The sequence below is a fragment of the Agarivorans sp. OAG1 genome, from assembly GCF_037076485.1.
GTDB classification, from domain to species: domain Bacteria; phylum Pseudomonadota; class Gammaproteobacteria; order Enterobacterales; family Celerinatantimonadaceae; genus Agarivorans; species Agarivorans albus.
In genome coordinates, this window is sequence record NZ_AP028990.1 from 3,649,719 (window position 1) to 3,669,103 (window position 19,385).

Annotated in this window: 20 protein-coding genes; 6 read left to right on the forward strand and 14 right to left on the reverse strand. The window is 43.9% G+C overall.

Annotated features, from left to right (window positions below):
* Positions 1 to 116: 116 nt before the first annotated feature.
* Entirely contained in the window at positions 117 to 3,038 is a 2,922-nt protein-coding gene (locus tag OAG1_RS16615; RefSeq protein ID WP_338622065.1) for an HD domain-containing phosphohydrolase, read from the reverse strand.
* A gap of 279 nt (positions 3,039 to 3,317) precedes the next feature.
* Between OAG1_RS16615 and OAG1_RS16620 the strand changes: the two genes are divergently transcribed.
* Both OAG1_RS16620 and OAG1_RS16625 read left to right on the forward strand, forming a co-directional pair.
* Positions 3,318 to 4,661 (forward strand): DEAD/DEAH box helicase, encoded by a 1,344-nt coding sequence (locus OAG1_RS16620; RefSeq protein WP_338622066.1) that lies wholly within the window; start codon positions 3,318 to 3,320, stop codon positions 4,659 to 4,661.
* A 125-nt stretch (positions 4,662 to 4,786) separates the two neighbouring features.
* Entirely contained in the window at positions 4,787 to 6,580 is a 1,794-nt protein-coding gene (locus OAG1_RS16625) for an ABC transporter ATP-binding protein (protein ID WP_338622067.1), read from the forward strand.
* 346 nt (positions 6,581 to 6,926) lie between these two features.
* On the opposite strand, the gene OAG1_RS16630 is transcribed toward OAG1_RS16625, so the two are convergent.
* The 3 genes from OAG1_RS16630 to OAG1_RS16640 form a co-directional block, all read right to left on the reverse strand.
* Positions 6,927 to 7,409, reverse strand: a complete 483-nt coding sequence (locus OAG1_RS16630; RefSeq protein ID WP_338622068.1) for a TIGR02444 family protein — start codon at positions 7,407 to 7,409, stop codon at positions 6,927 to 6,929.
* 268 nt (positions 7,410 to 7,677) lie between these two features.
* Positions 7,678 to 7,890, reverse strand: a complete 213-nt coding sequence (locus tag OAG1_RS16635; protein WP_016400359.1) for a cold shock domain-containing protein — start codon at positions 7,888 to 7,890, stop codon at positions 7,678 to 7,680.
* Positions 7,891 to 8,165: 275 nt separating this feature from the next.
* A complete protein-coding gene (locus OAG1_RS16640) occupies positions 8,166 to 8,423 on the reverse strand; it encodes a DUF3820 family protein (protein ID WP_016400361.1) in 258 nt (85 codons plus the stop codon).
* 87 nt (positions 8,424 to 8,510) lie between these two features.
* On the opposite strand from OAG1_RS16640, the gene OAG1_RS16645 reads away from it, so the two are divergent.
* Both OAG1_RS16645 and OAG1_RS16650 read left to right on the forward strand, forming a co-directional pair.
* Complete coding sequence (locus tag OAG1_RS16645) at positions 8,511 to 8,792, forward strand: pyrimidine/purine nucleoside phosphorylase (RefSeq protein WP_016400362.1); 282 nt, start codon at positions 8,511 to 8,513, stop codon at positions 8,790 to 8,792.
* A 6-nt stretch (positions 8,793 to 8,798) separates the two neighbouring features.
* Positions 8,799 to 9,077, forward strand: coding sequence for a hypothetical protein (locus OAG1_RS16650; RefSeq protein ID WP_016400363.1), 279 nt, complete (start codon positions 8,799 to 8,801; stop codon positions 9,075 to 9,077).
* 27 nt (positions 9,078 to 9,104) lie between these two features.
* Here the strand turns inward: OAG1_RS16650 and OAG1_RS16655 are convergent, their stop codons facing one another.
* Positions 9,105 to 9,881 carry a hypothetical protein gene (locus OAG1_RS16655; RefSeq protein ID WP_338622069.1) on the reverse strand — a complete coding sequence of 259 codons (777 nt, stop codon included), beginning with the start codon at positions 9,879 to 9,881 and terminating at the stop codon, positions 9,105 to 9,107.
* A 131-nt stretch (positions 9,882 to 10,012) separates the two neighbouring features.
* A complete protein-coding gene (locus OAG1_RS16660; protein WP_338622070.1) occupies positions 10,013 to 11,074 on the reverse strand; it encodes a linear amide C-N hydrolase in 1,062 nt (353 codons plus the stop codon).
* A 118-nt stretch (positions 11,075 to 11,192) separates the two neighbouring features.
* Between OAG1_RS16660 and OAG1_RS16665 the strand changes: the two genes are divergently transcribed.
* Complete coding sequence (locus tag OAG1_RS16665; protein WP_338622071.1) at positions 11,193 to 12,083, forward strand: LysR family transcriptional regulator; 891 nt, start codon at positions 11,193 to 11,195, stop codon at positions 12,081 to 12,083.
* A gap of 92 nt (positions 12,084 to 12,175) precedes the next feature.
* Here the strand turns inward: OAG1_RS16665 and OAG1_RS16670 are convergent, their stop codons facing one another.
* The 4 genes from OAG1_RS16670 to OAG1_RS16685 all read right to left on the reverse strand — a co-directional run bounded on the left by OAG1_RS16670 (position 12,176) and on the right by OAG1_RS16685 (position 16,867).
* Positions 12,176 to 12,565, reverse strand: coding sequence for a MerR family transcriptional regulator (locus OAG1_RS16670; protein ID WP_016400367.1), 390 nt, complete (start codon positions 12,563 to 12,565; stop codon positions 12,176 to 12,178).
* Positions 12,565 to 14,955 (reverse strand): heavy metal translocating P-type ATPase, encoded by a 2,391-nt coding sequence (locus OAG1_RS16675; protein WP_338622072.1) that lies wholly within the window; start codon positions 14,953 to 14,955, stop codon positions 12,565 to 12,567. Before OAG1_RS16675 ends, OAG1_RS16670 begins: the two co-directional genes overlap by 1 nt.
* A 60-nt stretch (positions 14,956 to 15,015) precedes the next feature.
* Complete coding sequence (gene phrB, locus OAG1_RS16680) at positions 15,016 to 16,461, reverse strand: deoxyribodipyrimidine photo-lyase (RefSeq protein ID WP_338622073.1); 1,446 nt, start codon at positions 16,459 to 16,461, stop codon at positions 15,016 to 15,018.
* Between the two features lie 70 nt (positions 16,462 to 16,531).
* Entirely contained in the window at positions 16,532 to 16,867 is a 336-nt protein-coding gene (locus OAG1_RS16685) for a winged helix-turn-helix transcriptional regulator (protein WP_040306824.1), read from the reverse strand.
* 107 nt (positions 16,868 to 16,974) lie between these two features.
* Here OAG1_RS16685 and OAG1_RS16690 point away from each other — a divergent pair, with 107 nt between their 5' ends.
* Positions 16,975 to 17,739, forward strand: a complete 765-nt coding sequence (locus OAG1_RS16690) for an SDR family oxidoreductase (protein ID WP_338622074.1) — start codon at positions 16,975 to 16,977, stop codon at positions 17,737 to 17,739.
* Positions 17,740 to 17,824: 85 nt separating this feature from the next.
* On the opposite strand, the gene OAG1_RS16695 is transcribed toward OAG1_RS16690, so the two are convergent.
* From OAG1_RS16695 to OAG1_RS16710, 4 genes are all read right to left on the reverse strand, one after another.
* Positions 17,825 to 18,208, reverse strand: coding sequence for a VOC family protein (locus tag OAG1_RS16695; RefSeq protein ID WP_338622075.1), 384 nt, complete (start codon positions 18,206 to 18,208; stop codon positions 17,825 to 17,827).
* A 2-nt stretch (positions 18,209 to 18,210) separates the two neighbouring features.
* A complete protein-coding gene (locus OAG1_RS16700; protein WP_338622076.1) occupies positions 18,211 to 18,558 on the reverse strand; it encodes a hypothetical protein in 348 nt (115 codons plus the stop codon).
* Between the two features lie 15 nt (positions 18,559 to 18,573).
* A complete protein-coding gene (locus tag OAG1_RS16705) occupies positions 18,574 to 18,936 on the reverse strand; it encodes a hypothetical protein (protein ID WP_338622077.1) in 363 nt (120 codons plus the stop codon).
* Between the two features lie 132 nt (positions 18,937 to 19,068).
* Positions 19,069 to 19,296 (reverse strand): DUF333 domain-containing protein, encoded by a 228-nt coding sequence (locus OAG1_RS16710; RefSeq protein WP_338622078.1) that lies wholly within the window; start codon positions 19,294 to 19,296, stop codon positions 19,069 to 19,071.
* Positions 19,297 to 19,385: the final 89 nt, after the last annotated feature.

Sequence of the window (19,385 nt, forward strand, 5' to 3'; positions counted from 1 at the left end):
CAATATTAGCTAGCTGCTGAATGTTGTCGCTGTTAGTGCATATGAAGAACAAAAAAGGGTGCAGGCTAAAATGCTAAGCACCCTTTTTACTAACTCATTATAAATGGTGAGTAAACCTAAGCTTGATCGGGCAAGTAGTCGTTTATGTCTATCTCGTCTATCTGTTCTGGTTTTAAGAACGCTTTAGCGTACTCTAGGTAAATTCCTGAGTGCAAAAATAGCCTGAATATGTCGGCATCAATATGTTTGTCATCACACATAAAGCGCATAATTTTCAGTGACTGACTCAAGCTCTTACCTTTTTTGTAAGGCCTATCCACTGCCGTTAAGGCTTCAAAAATATCTGCCACCGCCATCATTCGAGCAGTGGTAGGCATTTGCTCTTTGGTAAGCTGTTTCGGGTAGCCAGTACCATCCATTTTCTCATGATGTCCTCCGGCAATTTCTGGCACTCTTCTCAAGTGATGAGGGAACGGCAGTTTCTCCAACATAATAATGGTTTGCACAATATGGTCGTTAATTTTGTAGCGTTCTTCTTCGCTAAGCGTGCCACGCGCAATGCTTAAGTTATAAAGTTCACCACGATTGTATTTATACTCGGGTACCTTAAGTTTGAAGCCCCAAGGGTTGTCGGCATCAATCTTCTCATCTTCGCGACGATAAATAATATGCTCTGGTTTATCATCCAATAGTTTTTCGGTAGCCGGTAAATGAGTACTTTGCGAAGCGCGACGATCGAGCTCCATATGGGATAAACCAAGGCTATCATCAATGGTGCGTTGCCAAGTTCGTAGGCCAATTTGATGCAAACGCTCAATATCTTCAGCGCCCATAAACTCACCACCAATATTAGATTTTGCCACAAAGGCAAACTCTTCATCTAAGGTGGCTAACTGCTGTTCTAATTGGGCTTGCAAAGATTCTTGCTCTTGCTCCGGCAGCCCACCCGCTACCTGCTGCCAGTAGCTCAACTGAGCATCTCGTTTAAGCACTTCGAAGCGCATACGAACTTCATGTATTCGATCGTAAATGGTTTCTAACTTGGTGGCTTTATCCACTACGTATTCGGGGGTGGTAACTTTACCGCAGTCATGTAACCAACTGGCGATGTACAACTCTTCCCATTGTGCTTCATTCATCGAGAAGTCGGCAAATACACCGTGCTGCTGCTCTACCGCTGCATTGGCTAACATTTTGGTAAGCTCTGGAACGCGTTGACAATGGCCACCGGTATAGGGCGATTTAGCATCAATCGCTCCTGCGGTAAGTTTGATGAAAGATTCCAATAAGTTCTTTTGTGATTCAATTAAGTGACGATTTTCAATGGCGATTGTTACCACACTACTTAAGGCATCAATAAACGACAGCACACGTGGCGAGACATTAGCCTGATGATGGCTAAATGTTGCAATCATGCCCACTAGTTTGTTTTCTCGATTGATCAACGGAGATACGACTAAATTGAGCGGCTTACCTTGGTAATCTAGGCTGGTAAACTTGGTGGTTGAACTGGTGGTGGTGTCGAGCAGATACTTAACCAAAGGCTGAGTTAAAGTATCGGCATAAGTAAAGGTTTTTGGCAGCTGCATGCCCTCAAGAGCTTTGGTTTGCAGCTCGAACAATTGATCGTTCTTCAGCCAAATAGCGCCTTGCTCCATATCTAATATGGTTTGCATTTCTTGCACACTTTTATCGAGCAAGCGACCAAAGTTATCTTCTTCACCGAGCATGGTAGAGACATCAGAAAACTGTTTAATGGTTTTCTTCAGCTGTTCAGTAATTCGGCTTAGTTGATGAACCTCTAAAACCACCGAGTTAACTTGCTTAGTGGCATCAAAATCAAAGGCCATAATGGCTTCATTCTGATTCATTAACTCACGTAAAGGTTTAGCCACCAAGCGCGACACATACCAAGCAATAGGTATTGAAACCAGCACAATGAAAATACTAAAAACAACCGATTGATCGCGGGCCGCTCGAGCATCCATCAATATTTCGTCTTCAGGTGAAGCCAGCCCTAAAAACAACTTATCTATTTTTACGTTTTCACGGTCTGCATTGATCTCTAAGGTAAGCTCAATAATTTGACCAATCCAATCTTCATGCTCACCGTTAATAATAAAGCTGCCGCCATCAACAGCACCAGAATGATCAGAGAACTGAGAAAGAACCCCTAAATTTTGTTTATCTAAACGCGGTAAAATAACTTCTTCTTCGGTGACTTGTAGGTTATCTGCTATCCACGAGGCCTGCTGGTGTGCCAGTACCGAATAGTCACTGTTAAACATCACCAGTAACGAGGATTCGCTAAGCTTATTTTTACCTAAGCTTTTAGAAACACTGGCTAAGGTAAGATCTGCACCCACTACCATGTTGCGTTGCTTATTGGCATGAGCAAAGGTCACCCCCACTTCTTTGGTGGTGTAAAAAACATAGGGATCGGTGGCAACAATTGAGGGGCTATTAATGGCCAATTTATACCAAGGGCGCTCACGTGGATCTAACTGATAATTTCGGTCTATTTGGTCACGAAGCGGTCTCAATTCATTATCGTAAAATACGTTACTAGAATATCCATTAACGATTTTTGTAACTAACACGACTGAGCCGATTGGGGCACTAACTTGCTGACGTTTTTCTAAGGTATCTAAGGGGCGAACTAGGTAGAAATCGCCGTTGGCATAGCCCATATAAACAGCTGATAATCCGCGCTGTTGGCTTAAGCTTGAATACAGCATTGGCAACCAGCTACGTTGGCTGTTGTTAAGCTGAGCCATTGTAAGGTTCATCGCGGCCAAGCTATGTACAAAATTTTGTGCTGGAAACATTACGCCTTCCAGCTCAGAGACCGTGGCGCGACCTACTTGCTCTAGGGCCCTAGCCTGATTCTCGGCAACAATATCACTGGTATGAAAATAGTTAAGAGTGCCAATCACCAAACCACTGGTAATCAGCATTAAAATCATCACACTGACGAGATGAATATGAAACGAAAATCGCCGCTTCGTACTTGCCGCTTTTTCGGAAATACCAGCCATTATCAATCCTTTGCTAAAGCTAATCCTTGCAGCTTTCAACTATGGCAAGGCAACCCCGCTTAAGCAAGTAAAAGTGCCTGTTTTTTAAACTGTTATGCTACAAATCAATAACTAAGGATAAATTAGCTAATGAAGTAAACATTTTCATCACTGCTTACATTTTTTTCGCAAAAAACCTGAATTGTTGGTTAAGTAATTCAATAAAGCTCGAATCCTTAATGTGAGCCAGAGCATTTACGGTTATAATCTCAATCACATACATTTGAAGAGAGTTACAACTTGCAGTTTACTGAACTGGGCTTAGATCCCCGCCTAAATAAAACCATTGAGCACCTTGGCTTTAGTGAAACCACCGAGATCCAAGCTCGAGCAATTCCCGCGGCAATGGTAGGCAAAGATCTACTGGCATCATCTAAGACAGGTTCAGGTAAAACCCTAGCGTACTTGCTGCCAGCCATGCAGCGTATGCTAAAAACGCGAGCTCTCTCTAAGCGCGATGCACGCACGCTAATTTTAACCCCCACACGTGAGCTGGCTAAGCAAGTATTTGCGCAGCTGCGGTTGCTTATTGCCAATACACAAACACGTGCCTGCCTTATCACCGGCGGAGAAAACTTTAACGATCAAAGTAAGTTGCTACGTAAAGATCCACAGGTTGTAGTAGCAACGCCAGGTCGCTTAGCCGATCACCTTAGTAAGCGCCATTTGTTTTTAGACGGGCTTGAGTTACTAATCCTCGACGAAGCCGACCGAATGTTAGATTTAGGTTTTGCCGAGCAACTTAACTATGTGAACAAAGCAGCGAACCACCGTAAGCGTCAAACCTTAATGTTTTCGGCCACCTTAGATGATGCAGCCATTAACTCGTTCGCCCTTGAGTTGCTCAATGAACCAGAGCGCATAGCGGTGGGCTTTAGCTTTACCCAGCATCAAGACATTAAACAGCAGTTTTTGTTAAGTGATCACCTCGACCATAAACAAGCGCAACTTGCCGAGATACTCAAACAAGACACTGTAAATCAAGCCATTGTGTTTACTGCGACACGAGCCGACACTCAGCGCCTCGCCGACGCTTTCACCGAACAAGGTATCAGCTGTTCGGCCTTAAATGCCGATTTAAGCCAAGGCGCACGCAACAAGATCATGGATGAATTTAGCCGTGGTCACCAAAAGGTTTTATTTACGACCGACCTTGCCTCACGCGGCCTGGATATTGTGCAAGTCTCTCACGTGATCAACTTTGATATGCCTAAACATGTAGAAGAATATGTGCACCGCATTGGCCGAACAGGCCGAGCAGGCAATCTTGGACAAGCCTACTCATTAGTTGGACCAAAAGACTGGTATAGCTTCAAAACCCTAGAAGCACTATTGGAGCAAAAAGTAGAGTTTATTAGCCTAGAGGGTCTAGCCGCTAAATTTAAAGGTTTACGCCCTAAATATGCCAAGCCTAGCTTTAGTAAAAATACCCAAAAAGCGAAGACCCAGAAAAAAGCGAAGACCAGCAAACCTAAGGTGAAAACCAACAAAACTTTTGCTGCCGGCACCGAAATGGGCGATGCACCTATTATTCGCCAGAAAAAGGCGCAAAAAGCCAGCGATATTGATACTAGCGAAGAATAAGGCTTAGCGTCTTACTGCAACTCGCCAAATTAGCTGCAAGCCAGAATGCTTGCAGCCTCTAGCTTTTTTATCTCAGTCTCCGTAGACTTGCCAAATTACAGATGAAAAAGATTCTTATTTAGATTATGCATTCAAACGTCTCCTCGGCTACTTTTACTTGGGCAACCATTCGCCAACAAATTTTCCACTATAAAAAGCCCTTGGTTTACGCTCACCTTATTGCCATTTTGGCTACCTTAGTGAGTGTACCCATCCCACTTATGATGCCTTTGTTGGTTGACGAGGTATTGTTAGAAAAACCAGGCAAAGCCATATCTGTACTTCAACAAGTACTTCCCGAAGGCTGGCATACCGCCACTGGTTATATTCTTACTATTTTATTGGTGGTGGTTTGTTTACGTTTATCATCACTAGTGATTGGTGTATTGCAGGCTAGGCAATTCACCTTTATTGGTAAGCAGATTAGTTTTTTGATCCGCCAGCGCTTGGTCGAACACTTGCCCAAGGTTGAACTACGCGAATATGAAACTCAGGGCTCTGGTGGCATAAGCGCCCGTTGTATTACCGATGTAGAAACCCTAGATAAATTTATTAGCGAAAGCCTATCCAAGTTTCTAGTAGCCTTGCTCACCATTGTTGGTACGGCAGTTATTTTGCTGTGGATTGACTGGCAGCTAGGCTTAATTATTTTGCTGCTCAACCCAGCTGTTATCTATTTCTCGCGCTCTTTTGGCAGCCATGTAAAAGAACTAAAGAAAAAAGAGAATGCCGCCTTTGAAGCCTTTCAGCTTGCCTTAATTGAAACCTTAGACAGCATTCAGCAACTACGCGCAACACAACGAGAAGGCCATTACTTTTCGCGAGTAATTAGCGCCGCTGGCGAGCTAAAAGACCACGCCATTGCCTCGCATTGGAAGACCGATGCAGTAAACCGCCTTAGCTTCACTATCTTCCTTGTTGGCTTTGAGGTGTTTCGCGCAATAGCCATGTTAATGGTGGTCTTTTCTGATTTAACCGTAGGGCAAATCTTCGCAGTATTTGGCTACTTGTGGTTTATGATGGGACCAGTGCAAGAAATATTGAGCATTCAATACAGCTACTTTAGTGCTAACGCAGCATTAGCGCGCTTGAATCAACTATTTGAGCTAAAACAAGAACCTCACTACCCTTGCGAAGTAGACCCCTTTGCTAAACAACAGAACTTTGACATTGAATTCAAGAACGTCAACTTTAGTTACTCAGTAGAATCCCCAGTACTAAAAGACATTAGCCTAACGCTGCCAGCAGGTAAAAAAGTCGCTGTAGTGTCGGTAAGTGGCGGCGGTAAATCTACCTTGGTGAACCTGCTGCTGGGGCTATACCAAAAAGACAGTGGCCAAATCTTGTTAGATAAAGCCCCGATTGAAAAAATCGGTTATTCCACCATCCGCAGTAATATCTCCACAGTATTACAACAGCCAATACTGTTTAATACTACGGTTAGAGAAAACCTCAACATGGGTCGCCAACACAGTGATGATGAGCTGTGGCAAGCCTTGGCTATTGCCGAGCTACAAACAACTGTTGAAAAGCTACCCGACACCCTGGACACAATAGTGGGCAGAAGTGGCGTAAGACTTTCGGGAGGGCAAAAACAGCGTCTAGCGATAGCCCGAATGATCTTGGCTAAACCGCAAGTAGTGGTATTAGATGAAGCCACCTCGGCCTTAGATACCGATACCGAAGCCAAACTGCATCGTAATCTGCAAGGCTTTTTAGACCAGCGAACCACCCTAATAATTGCTCATCGTTTAAGTGCAATTAAACAAGCCGATCTGATTTATGTATTAGATGATGGCGCCATTAGCCAAGTAGGTGAACATCAGCAGCTGATTGAACAAACTGGCTTATACAAAACCTTGTACCAACATCAGAGCTAAGTACTGGGCTGCAGCTGCATAGTTACGCCAATTAGTCTTAACTATGCAGCTTGCCATCCAGAATGGCTAAGTTCATTGCGACTAAATATATAGCAGCTAAGTGCTGGGTTGAAGCCTAAATCTATGTCCACCAGTGAATATTAGCTATGCAGTTTTCCGTCCAGAATGGCTAAGTTCATTGCGACTAAATATATGGCAGCTAAGTACTGGGCGGAAGCTTCAATCTAGTTACGCTAATTAGTCTTAACTATGCAGCTTGCCGTCCAAAATGGCTAAGTTCATTGCGACTAAATGTATAGCAGCTAAGTACTGGGCCGAAGCCTAAATCTAAGTCCACTAGTGAATATTAGCTATGCAGCTTGCCGTCCAGAATAGCTAAATTCATCGTTGCTAAGTACTGGGCGGAAGCCTCAGCCTGATTAAGATAGTTAGTCAGGGCTACGTCAGCAGTTTGTCGCCCAGGGTGGCGCTGCTGGCTGAGTACTAATAATTGTTGCTGGCGACGTTCAAGCTTTAGTTCATGTTTTAGTAATAAATGGTATTGAGTTTCACTCAGGTAGGGCTTCATTTTTTTCCGGTAACGGCGGAACTCAGTAATTTTCTGTTCGCTATTATTAATTTGGCTGAGCAATAGCTCTAAATTAACTGTCCAGCGTTGCTGTTGGCAAAAGCTCAACCAAAGCAGTAGGTTTACATTACGGGTGTGTTGCTCTTGTAACCATAAACACAGTTTCTTCACTTCAGGTCTTGAATAAACCTGCTCCGAATAATGCCAAAAACTATCGGCAATAGTTTGCATCTCTGGCACCAAACAAGATTTTGAAATCACGGTCTAACCTATCCTTTTAAAATGAATAAGGTCGAAATTGATCGCCCTACACAGACCTGAACAGCTATAAAATCTTTCAATTTGTTATGAGGGTCTGTTGATCTTTCGCGATTAACTTTGTTTGAAAGGCCAACAGACCCTGGATCAGATTAACAAAGCAGCTAACTAGCTGACAATACAATAAGTATTCAACCTTAGTCGTATCTGTAAACAAAAAAAAACGCTATCTAAGTGATAGCGTTTTAACTGAAACAGACAACTGCGTTGTTTATAGGGCAGTTACGTTTTCAGCTTGCGGGCCTTTTTGGCCTTGAACAACATCAAACGTTACCGCTTGACCTTCAGTTAAGGTACGGCGACCGTTACCGTTGATAGCGCGAAAGTGAACAAAAACGTCCGGACCTTTCTCTTGTGCAATAAAACCAAAACCTTTTTCATCGTTGAACCATTTAACGGTTCCTGATAATCCCTGACCTGACATTATCGTCCTCTCATATTCCAAGTGCAATTTAACGTATTTGCTAGGCAAGCCAGCGACAAAAATTTAACCACACCTAAAAAATTTAGAACCAGGAAAAACTTTGGACTATCAACAAGCATTGCTAAAGCGTTTTACATTCTCTACTAAATACTCAATAAGATCAGCCCTAAACCGTCAATAAACTGTTAAATTTTGATTAAAGTTCTGAACAAAAGCATTTAGAAATAACACGCTAGCAAAGAGATGAACGAAAAACAACCAGTTAACAAGGAAAGTTATTGATGTTTTGTATCGATAAGTGGCCAGATGATCTTTTCTAAGCCAGCTATTTGAATTTCAAGGGCTAATGCCATTAATTGACCTAATTCTCCATTAGGAAAACCATCGTTGTTGGCAAACCAAAGTAGGTACTCTTCGGGAAGGCGAATAATTTCTCGACCAGCGTATTTTCCAAAGGGCATTTTGTGGCGGGCAACCTTCAGCAATAAGGTTTTATCAAACGGCTCATTTGCCGATAGAAACTGTTCATTCATTATGCAAATAACTCATTAGTCGATCCAAATAGCCTAACATTATGCTAGCCTGCGTTTTTGCACAATCGATTCAAACAAGGAAATGTGATGTTAAAGAGCAACGAGTACTTTGACGGCCAAGTAAAATCAATCGGGTTTTCAGGCAAGGATAAGCCATCATCGGTAGGTGTTATGGCTGTAGGTGAATACGAATTTGGTACAGCTGAGCCTGAGTTAATGGTTGTTGTTGCTGGCGAATTGATTGTTAAACTTCCTGGTGAAACTGAATGGGTAAGCTTTAAAGACGGCCAACAATTCAACGTACCAGGCAATGCTAAGTTTCAGCTAAAAGTACCAACCGAAACAGCTTACCTTTGTGTTTACGGCTAGTTAACAATGCTTAAAAAAGATCCAGAAACCTTACTCAAAAAGCGCCCAGCGCTAATCCATTCTGAAGATGTGAAAGTTGCCTCCCACGTGCAACGCGAAGAAGGCGACTGGATCTTACACACCCTAATGATAGCGGGCTACGACGTCCCCTTTGTTTACAAACGCAAGCAACGCTACCAAGACTTAAAAGGTGCACGGGTTAATCTTAGCTACTACCCCAGCCACCAACTACGCGCCGGCTTTGAGTTTGAGATAATGAAGGTGGTTAGACTGCGACGCAGTTAAACCTTTAGCCTGTATCAATTGGCTAAACTAGAAAAAATATCTAATCCCCATATATACATCAGAATTTCGCTGCTTTACTAAGCTATCTTCGCCAAGCTTCAACTGTGAATTGTCTAATTCAATACGGGTATTTATCCACCATTTTCGGTCATCGGTTAGAGGTGAGTTAAGGATCAGTTTTGTTGATACATTCTCAGTTTTAATACTGTTCCCGCTCATCTTTCTGTATTCAGGCCAAATCATCATAAATGCACCATTGCCACCAATTGGTATAGATGCCGCAATAGATAGGTTAACGCCATCCACATCTTCTTTAATGCCGTTAATATCCATGTTCCCAAACACATAACCTGCCATCGGGAATAACATAAACCCAGGTGTGAACTGCTGATTTATTGCTGCAACCCCACCCAACGCGAGTAAATCAGACTTAATACTGGAAGAGCACACATTGATATAGTCAGCAGAGAGACCTGCTCTTGGCATAAAGCTTGAGCCAGTATCAGCAACCTGAAAATACTGAAAACGAGAAGAGCCATACTCTAAGCCAAACTCATTGTCAGCATTCTCTCCACTCTTGCCAAATTTTGCTTCGGCAAGCAGGGCGAATTGATGACCATTATTGTATCCACCGGAAATCATGCCGACAGGCATAACATTACTATTACCACTCACCATGAGTGCGGCTTGAGTGTAAACCCTTGTGAGGTCTGAAGGATCAATCTCTTTATCGCTGGTTTCAGAGAAAGAATTTAAAGAAAAAAGTGAGAGTGATACAAACAGTACCAAGTATTTTGACGTCATTTTACTATCCAAGAAAGGAGGCGAAAACGCCTCCTGTATAGGTTTGCGAACTTCTAGAGAATTGCTGTCATAGAAACCCCGAAACAAGTCGTTAAACTTTTTCGCAGTATCTAATCAAATAGGGGACTGGATTAATGAGTAGCGTAGTGCGCCATAACACCGTTATTTTGGGTAAACTGTCCCGTCACATCGCCAAATAAATCTGGGCTATCTGCGGCAAGGTGGTAATTTTTACCGTCATTCAGTTTTTCAAAATCAACAAAGAAATGGGTGTAAGCGTCACCAAATTGATAGCGAATTTGCATCACTTTTTGATCAAGGTTGTAGCCCACAGAGTAAATAGTTGCATACCCACGCATTACACCTGCAGCGTCTGGGCGATTAGCAGCATCTAATGGAATTTTATAAGTAACGCTATCTAGCTTGGCCAAGCCGTTTGTGTAACTCGTAGGCTCTTTTAGCTGCGATTTCATATACTTGTTCCAAACAAAGCGCTGCGCAGAGTTAATATTGCCTGGTATTGGGTATTCGCCATCTATCACATCTTCAGAGGCTGGTTGAGCTTCACTCCAGTTGGTAAGATGCTGCTGGAATGTAGGGCTATTAGTCATTACGTCATACTGCTTGCCGTGATAAATTTTCCAGCCCTCATCAACAAATTCAAGAATTGCAGAATCGCCATTTTTGTCCTGAATAGAATAATGACCACGCATCGAATGACCATTGTGCGAAAACTGTTGAATCTCAATCTCATTGATATTTTCTAAAGCTTCTTCAACAGTCGCAAAGTTATCCAGTAAATAAGCCACAAACACCGCATTTGAAACCTGCGCTAATTCGCCCTCTAAATCACCTGCCGATTCTTCGTCTAAGAACAAGCCATTTGCAGAGAAGCCTACTTCATTAAACCCATCAACAATTCCGATACCATATAGTGTCATGCCAATTGAAGCGTACTTAGACGTCCAAGTTTTACCTAGCTCACTGCTATGCCCCTTGTAAGTCTGCCCTGAATGACGAACTTCTATGGTCGGTTGATTCTCTTCCATCCAATCCATCGTACGGCTCACAAATACCCCGTGGTTTTCGGTCTCCCAAATAATTCGAGAACAAGCCTCAGCGGTAGTTGCTATTGCAGTAACTGCCGACGCCGCCAACAGGGCTACCATTAATTTGCTTTTGCTACTTATCATTTTGTCGCCTTTTAATCATTCCGATATTGAAAAGACTTTAACCACTCACTCACAACAAATAAAATCACCTACGTTGTATAATATGCAACATAAGTAAAATATCGATGAGGAGCTAAGTGTGCCGAGAGCATCATTTGATCAACTAAGTGCATTTGTTGCGGTTGCTGAAGAAGGGTCATTTAGTAAAGCAGCAAGAAAACTAAATAAGGACCGCTCTACCCTTCATCGACAAGTAGCAGATCTTGAAATAGATTGGGGAATAGCTCTCTTTGAGAGAGAAGGAAAAGCCCCCAAGTTGACAGAACAAGGGGAAAGCTTAGTGCGCGCCTCTAGGCTGATCATTTATCAAATGAATGCCCTCGAATCTGCCACCGATAGCCTACATTTAGGCGATAAAACACAAATATCCATTTGTCATGACTCCTCCATTTCGAGCACGGCAATACAGCAAATGGACCATGCAATTCGCTCTCAACACCCGATGACGGTAATCAATTGGCTGTCACGATCCCGAAAAATGGCATTAGCGCTATTGGTAGAAGGACAAGCTGATTTTTGCATCACGCTAAACCAAGGGGCTCTGCATCCAGATACAGGAGTAAGCTTCATCAACCTGGGTTATCCAGAGTTTAACTATTACGCCCATAAACGCTCTCCGCTTGCTAACAAGCAGCAGGTATCGTTACCAGAGCTACAGCTTCATCGACAATTTGTGTTGGAAGATCTTGAACAAAGCATGTTTGGCCAACAAACCCTTATTTCATCACAAACAAGTTCGGTGAGTGAAGCAATGACCCTAGTTAAGCTTCTTGAGTTAGAGGGATTTGCCCTACTCCCTACCAACATGGTTGAAAAACATCACAGCGAACTAGTTCCGTTAGATCTTGATTTTGCATTGCAATCGGGAAGGCTTGGCTACGTTTTACTCTACCCCTCAAGTGCCCTCAAAAAACCGTGGCAACAAGACATTATCGACGTGGTTGGCAATTGGTTTAAAGTCACTTGTTAGATTAAACGCTAACAGCGGGCTCTATAAAGCCCTTGCATTCCTCCCACTTAGCCTCAGCGAGTAGATTAAACAGCGCTATTGGTGCTAATTGCTTAACTAGCCGCTAAGCCATCGATTATCGGACAATCCGGACGAGCATCACCGCGACAGCAATTCACCATGCTGGTTAAGCTTTGCTGTAGTTGCTGCAGCTGCTCGATGCGTTGCTCAATCTCGGAGAGGTGTTCAGTGGCTATGGCCTTTACTTCGCTGGCGCAGCGCTGCTTATCTACATACAACGACAACAGCTGCTGGCTTTGTAATAAGCTAAAACCGAGCTCTCGGCAATTGCCTAAAAAGCGTAAATGAGTGACTTGCTCTTGGCGATAATACCGGTAACCATTGTCGGCTTTTATGGCTTTAACCAAACCAACATCGTGGTAGTAGCGAACCGTTTTTACCGACAGACCGCTTAGCTTGGCCACTTCTCCAATTTTAAACATTACTGCTGCTCCTGCTTTAGTGCTTTAATTGGGCTTTGCCAATAATTAAGTCGCACTGCATTACTTACCACACACACCGAACTTAAGGCCATGGCCGCCCCAGCAAAAGCGGGGTTAAGCAAGCCCATCGCTGCGATAGGAATACCAATTACGTTGTATATAAAAGCCCAAAATAAATTTTGCTGAAGGGTTCGCCAAGTTTGCTTGGCGAGCGCAACGGCTTGTGCAATCAATAAAGGATCATCTCGCATCAACACAACATCGGCGCTATTAAGGGCAATATCACTGCCTCCGCCCATGGCAATGCCTATCTCAGCTTGCGCTAAGGCTGGCGCGTCGTTAACCCCATCCCCCACCATCATAACGGTGGAATGTTGCGCTTGCAGTTTGCCTATCTGTTCTAGTTTCTGCGCTGGCAGTAACTCAGCTTGCCAGTGTTTAATGTTGACTTGTTTAGCAAAGGCTTTAGTAACCGGCTTAGCGTCACCACTTAATAAATGAATCCTTAGATTTAGTTTTTGCAGCGAACTCACCGCTTGTTTTGCGTTAGGGCGAATTACGTCTTTAAACGCCAATAGACCAAGTAACTCGTTGGTTGTTGCGACATATACAACGGTAAACCCCTGTTGCAGCCATTGTTCAGCTTGCGTTTGTAGTTCTGCAGAGAAAGGTTCAATAAGCTTGTCGGCTAGCTGCTGAGCCACAAAGCGCTGATTTCCTAAAAATACTCGCTGCTCAGAGCCGCTATCGTTGCTTAACTGAGCTTCTATGCCTAATCCTGGGTAACTATTAAAGTAGTGTAAAAGCTGTAAAGGCGTGCCTTCGGCTGCTTTAAGCAAGGCACTCGCTAACGGGTGTTGGCTGCCTTGCTGAGCGCTCGCGGCTAGGGTTACCAGCTCTTGCTGGTTTAGTTTGCTGCTAAAGCTTTTTACCAAGCTCGGTTTACCTTGAGTTAAGGTACCTGTTTTATCAAATACTACATCGCTTACTTTATGACTAAGTTCTAAGGCTTGAATATTACGATACAAAATCCCAAGCTTTGCGCCTCTGCCGGTGCCAGCCACCAAAGCCGTTGGCGTAGCCAAACCTAAGGCACAAGGGCAGGCAATTACCAACACCGACACAGCAGCAATAAGACCCTGATTGACATCGCCATAGATTGTCCAAACTAGCAGACTCGCCAAGGCAATTATCAACACCACTGGCACAAAATAGTGGCTAATTTTGTCGACTAAACCTTGAATTGGCGCTTTACCCGATTGGGCTTCGCTTACCAGCTGAATGATTTTACTTAGTGTGCTGTTTCGATTCTCGGCGCTTACAGTAACTTGCAGCAAACCCGAACCGTTTAAGCTGCCCGCAAGCACCGAGTCCCCTACTTCCTTTTGTAAAGGCAGGCTTTCTCCGGTAATCACCGCTTCCGATACCTCACTGCTACCCCAGCTTACTTTGCCGTCGGCTGCTAATTGCTCGCCTGGTTTAACCAAAATAACATCGCCCACCAACAGCTCGCTTACATCAACTTCTTCACCAATGCCTTTAGCATCCAGCTTTAAAGCACGTTGCGGGCTTAGTTTCACTAAATCGGCAATGCTTTTAGCCGCTTGTTGTTTGGCGCGTGTTTCTAAATATTTTCCCAGCAAAATTAAGCTGATAATGACCGCAGCGGCCTCAAAATATAAATGCCCGGTTTGGCCATTCACCCACAGGTAAATACTGTAGAAGTACGCGGTACTGGTGCCCATAACCACCAAGGTATCCATAGTGCTAGAGCCTTGCTTTAAGGCCTGCCAAGCGCCTTTATAAAAGGCCAAACCTGCATAAAATTGCACTGGCGTGGCCAGCAGAAACTGCCACAATGCGGGAAGCGATAAACTGCTAAATATCATTGGCATTACCAATGGAATAGACAAGGCTATGCTGAATAAAAAACGCCAAGGTATGACTTGTTTGGCACTAGGCTGAGAGCTTGCGGTGCTTTGTTTAATGCTAAAGCCATTGCTAGCCAGCGTTTTTTTAACTTGAGCTAGAGTTTGTGTATCTGGCAGAAGCTCAAAGCTAAGCTGATTTAAAGCTAAGTTAACACTTACTTTATCGATGCCTTGTTGCTTGGCTAAAGCGGATTCTAACTTACTCACACAGCTTGCGCAGTTTAACCCTTCAATTTGCCAACAGTGACGAACAAAGGGAATATCAAAACCTTGCTCACTTAGCCGTTTACGAAGTTGCGGCAATGCATCAGGGCTGGAGGTATCAAGCCTAACTTGATTTAAGGCCAAATTAACCGATGCATCGCTTACATCGGGATGTTCCGAAATGATTTTTTCAACCTTTCGAACACAGCCAGCACAACGTAAACCTTGTAAGGGGAAGACTAGCGAGTCAGTCATTTTCTACTCCAACAGCATTAGCACTTGGAGTATAGTGTCAACCCTCCCGTAAGAGGAAGGTCAAGCCTTGTTTTTTGCTTGTTCGAATAAATGCAAAGCTTGCTTGCGCTGCACTGCATGATCTACCACTGGTAAAGGATAGTTTAAAGGCACCCCATGTTTATTGGCCCAAGTATGCGGTGTATGCACATGTTTGCCCGGAATGTTAGCCAGTTCTGGCAGCCAAGCGCGAACAAACTCTCCATCCGGGTCAAATCGCTGAGCCTGGGTTGTCGGATTAAAAATACGGAAATAAGGCTGAGCATCAGTGCCGGTAGACGCTGCCCATTGCCAGCCACCATTGTTAGAAGCAAAATCACCATCGATTAAATGCTGCATAAACCAACGCTCACCGTCACGCCAGCTAAGTAATAAATCTTTAGTTAAAAAGCTGGCAACCACCATGCGCAGGCGATTGTGCATCCAGCCAGTTTGTTTAAGTTGCAACATGGCGGCATCAACAATTGGGTAACCGGTTTTACCTTGCTGCCAAGCCTTAAGTAAGTGCTCATCATCTTGCCATGCCACCGATTCGGTCCATGTTAAGTAAGCGCTGCCTTTGCACAACTGAGGATTAACCGCCATTAAATGGCGATAAAACTCCCGCCAAATAATCTCACTTAACCAAGTAAACGCCCCGCCCTGCTGGCTGGCAATTGCCTCGGCATGGTCGAGATAGATTCTGGCTAAACATTGCCGTGCAGACAGCATGCCCAAGGCTAAATAGGCCGATAGTTTACTGGTTGCATTTAGCGCTGGCATGTCACGCAAATCGTGATAATCAATGGCCTTGCTGGCGCTAAAATCACGCAGCTGCTGAATGATTTGTTGGTCTTGGCAACTCCAAGCACTGCTATCTGCCCGAGGGTAATTACAGTTAATCGCTTTCGGGTGATTAAGTAAACTCAGCAACTGTTCATTAAGTAAGGATTTGTCTATCGCTTTAGGGCTGCCTAAGGGGCTATAAGATTGCTCACTTAAACTTGCTAACCAGGCCTTACGAAAGGGAGTAAATACTTTAAAGTTCTCGCCACTTTTTGTAAGCACCTGCCCAGGCCGAACTATGCATTCTCCGTGGTAACGATGAAAGCCAATAGCTTGCTGGCTTAAGGCCTGTTCAACAGCTTGATCACGACGCTGTTCGTTTAGCTCGTATTGAGAGTGGCAATAAACCTCTGAGATTTGGTATTGCTGACATAGCGATAACAAACATTCTGGCACCTGCTGGTAACCCTCTAGCTCAAGCACCAACAAAGGGATATTAAGCGCGGCTAAGTCTTCGCGTAATTGAGTTAAACGCCGCAGAATAAGGTCGGCTTGAATCGGTGCTAAATCATGCTGCTGCCATTGTTTACTGCATAACGTATACACCGCTAACACTGCTTTTCCACTAGCCACAGCAGCGCTTAGTGCTTGGTTATCTTTGCTGCGTAAATCGTTTCTAAACCACAGTAATTGCGTGCTCATTGGCTACCTATTGTAATCTCGTCAACTTGCTTATAACGTAGCTAAAAGCTAAAGGGATCAATTAATTAAACTACTTAGCTAACTCTTGCTGCAGCTCTTCAAGTTGCTCTAGTATGCGTAAGAACTTATCGCCAAATGCCGTCACTTGATACTCTACTCGCGGTGGCACTTCTGCATATTCAATTCGCTGTAAGATGCCAAACTCGAGATTCTTTCGCAGGCATTCATTAAGTACTTTTGTTGATAAACCCTCCACATTGCGCACCATTTCTCCGGGTCGATTAATTCCGTTTGCCAATAATTGATACACCGTTAACGACCATTTACAGCCATAAATAGTTTCAACCATACGTGCACTGCGTTCAGGTGCCGATTTTCGGGAAAATAATAATTCTTTATTTTTCATTAAGATGTACTCAAAAGTACCTAGGGTACTGGTTTGTGCCTACTTTTCTTGATAACTCAATGTTCCATAAGATGAGCCTGAACTCAAACACTTGTAAAGGATTTATCATGACACAACCTACTCAGTCTTATAGCTTAATCATCGGTGGTTCTAGTGGAATTGGGTACGCCACAGCCAAGCAGCTTTTAGCACAAGATAAAGCAGTTATTCTTGTTGGGCGTTCGCTACAAAAGCTGGCTAAAGCAAAGCAAGAGCTATCATCACTAGGTGAGGTTATCACTTGGAAGTTTGATTTATACCAGCCAGAACAGGTCGCCGAGTTACAACAAAAAATCAGTAATTTTGGTGCCATCAAGCAACTAGTGAATGCTGCCGGCTACTTTAAGCCCACTGCCTTTTTGCAACACAGCGAAAGCGACTACCAACAATACATGCAGCTTAACCAAGCCTTGTTTTTCATTACCCAAGCAGTAGCGAAAAACATGATAAAACATCGAGGCGGTAGTATTGTAAACATCGGCTCTATGTGGGCTCAGCAAGCGATTAAAGCGACCCCATCTTCGGCTTATTCAATGGCCAAAGCAGGATTGCATGCACTTACTCAACACCTAGCTATGGAATTAGCCGACCACAAGATTCGAGTTAACGCTGTTGCGCCAGCGGTAGTTAAAACCCCCATTTACCACGCTTTTATTGAGCCGGAAGCCTTAGATGAGAGCCTAGCGTCTTTTGATGGTTTTCATCCAATTGGTCGGATTGGCCAAGTAGAGGATGTAGCTAACACCGTAAGCTTTTTACTCAGTGATAAAGCAGATTGGGTAACCGGAGCAATTTGGGATGTAGACGGCGGAGTAATGGCCGGCAGAAACTAAACTGCTGCTGAGCATTCAACAATAGCTGTGGCTGTGGCTGTGGCTGTGGCTGTGGCTGTGGCTGTGGCTGTGGCTAAGGGTACAGCTATTGCTGATACAGCTCTAAAGGCAGGCCGTCGGGGTCACTAAAGAAGGTGAATTTTTTGCCGGTATAAGGGTCAATTCTTACCGGCTCCACCTCTATCCCTTTTGCTATTAACAAAGCAGCCGTTTTCTCTACATCTTCCACAACAAACGCTAAGTGGCGCAAACCTTGCGCCTCTGGGTAACTTGGCCTTGCAGGTGCATTAGCAAAAGAAAACAACTCTATTTGCTCGCCGCTGGGCAAGGCTAAATCCAATTTATATGAATCTCGCTGTTCTCGGTAGTGCTCAGCAACTACTTCAAGGCCCAATAACTCACAATAAAAGTGTTTTGAACGGGTATAGTTGGAGCAGATTATCGCCACATGATGAAAAGCCTTAAACATGATTATTCCTCGGTAATAGGTGGCTCAGACTGTCGCCAAAAAAAAGCGCTAAGGCCCGAAAGACTCATCGTAAGCATTAAGCCCGCCATTAACCAATTACTAGGCGATAAATGAAAACTGCCGCCTACGGTAGCCGCTAGCATTAACAAGGCTAAACCTAACAGCGCTAGTGCGCCGCAAATTCTCGCTAATAATATCGCTATGTAATCTAAGCCTTTAAAGTACAAAGATAAGATGACAAAAGAAGCAAGCGCCAAAAACAGCAATGGCCACCAGCTCAAACCAAAAATAACCAAACTGCTTAAACTGGTTACCGCAGTACAAATAGAAAAAATAAAACGCGCAAACAAAACGACGATCCTTTATTACGAAGAGGGAGCATTACAACTGTCGGGCACAGCCTGTTGCCAATCAAGTATCTTATCCAAACGTAACACTGCGGGGTACTCTTGAGCATATCCATCGGTCGCGGCTGGAAGCAGCTTAGCTTCCGCTTGAACGTAAATGGCTTGGTAAGGTTCAGTGGTATTGAGTTGGTAGAATTCGATGAGATCGGCTACTAGGTCTTGATCGGCTTGCCACCATAATGCCGAGCGACCGCAAGGTATAAACTCCCTCACCTCATGACCAAAAATAAAACGCCCGCTATATACCTTGGGCTTTTCTCCACAAGCAGTAAGGCTTAACACACTGCCAATAAGCATTGCCGTTGCACTTAGCTTTATCATTTCCAACCTACATAAAACAGGCTTGTTCAGCCACGCATCGATTGTTATAAGGTATCTGGTAACTGAGAAAAAATCGAAGTAAAAAACCTAAATTAACTGGTTAAACATCTAAAGCACTAGACCAAGCTATTGTCATTCCAAGCTGGCGCGATAAAAGTCCCATTGCTCAACAACCCGCCCGTCGGTAAAGTGGCAATAGCCCACCTCCCCTTCAGCGGTTTTCTTAATCTGTGGGTCTCCACCTTGTTCTACACAATATACTGATGCGGGATTAGCCATACTTACAGAGGCAGAGTCTTCCTGCTCTGAACCGCAGGCTACTAACCCAGTGACTAGCAGACCAACAACTACAACTTTCATTTGCAAACTAAGCCTCATACAACAACGCATTTACTCGCATAAATTAGCAACACCAAAGGTGTTGATTAATAAACCAAGCATAATTGATT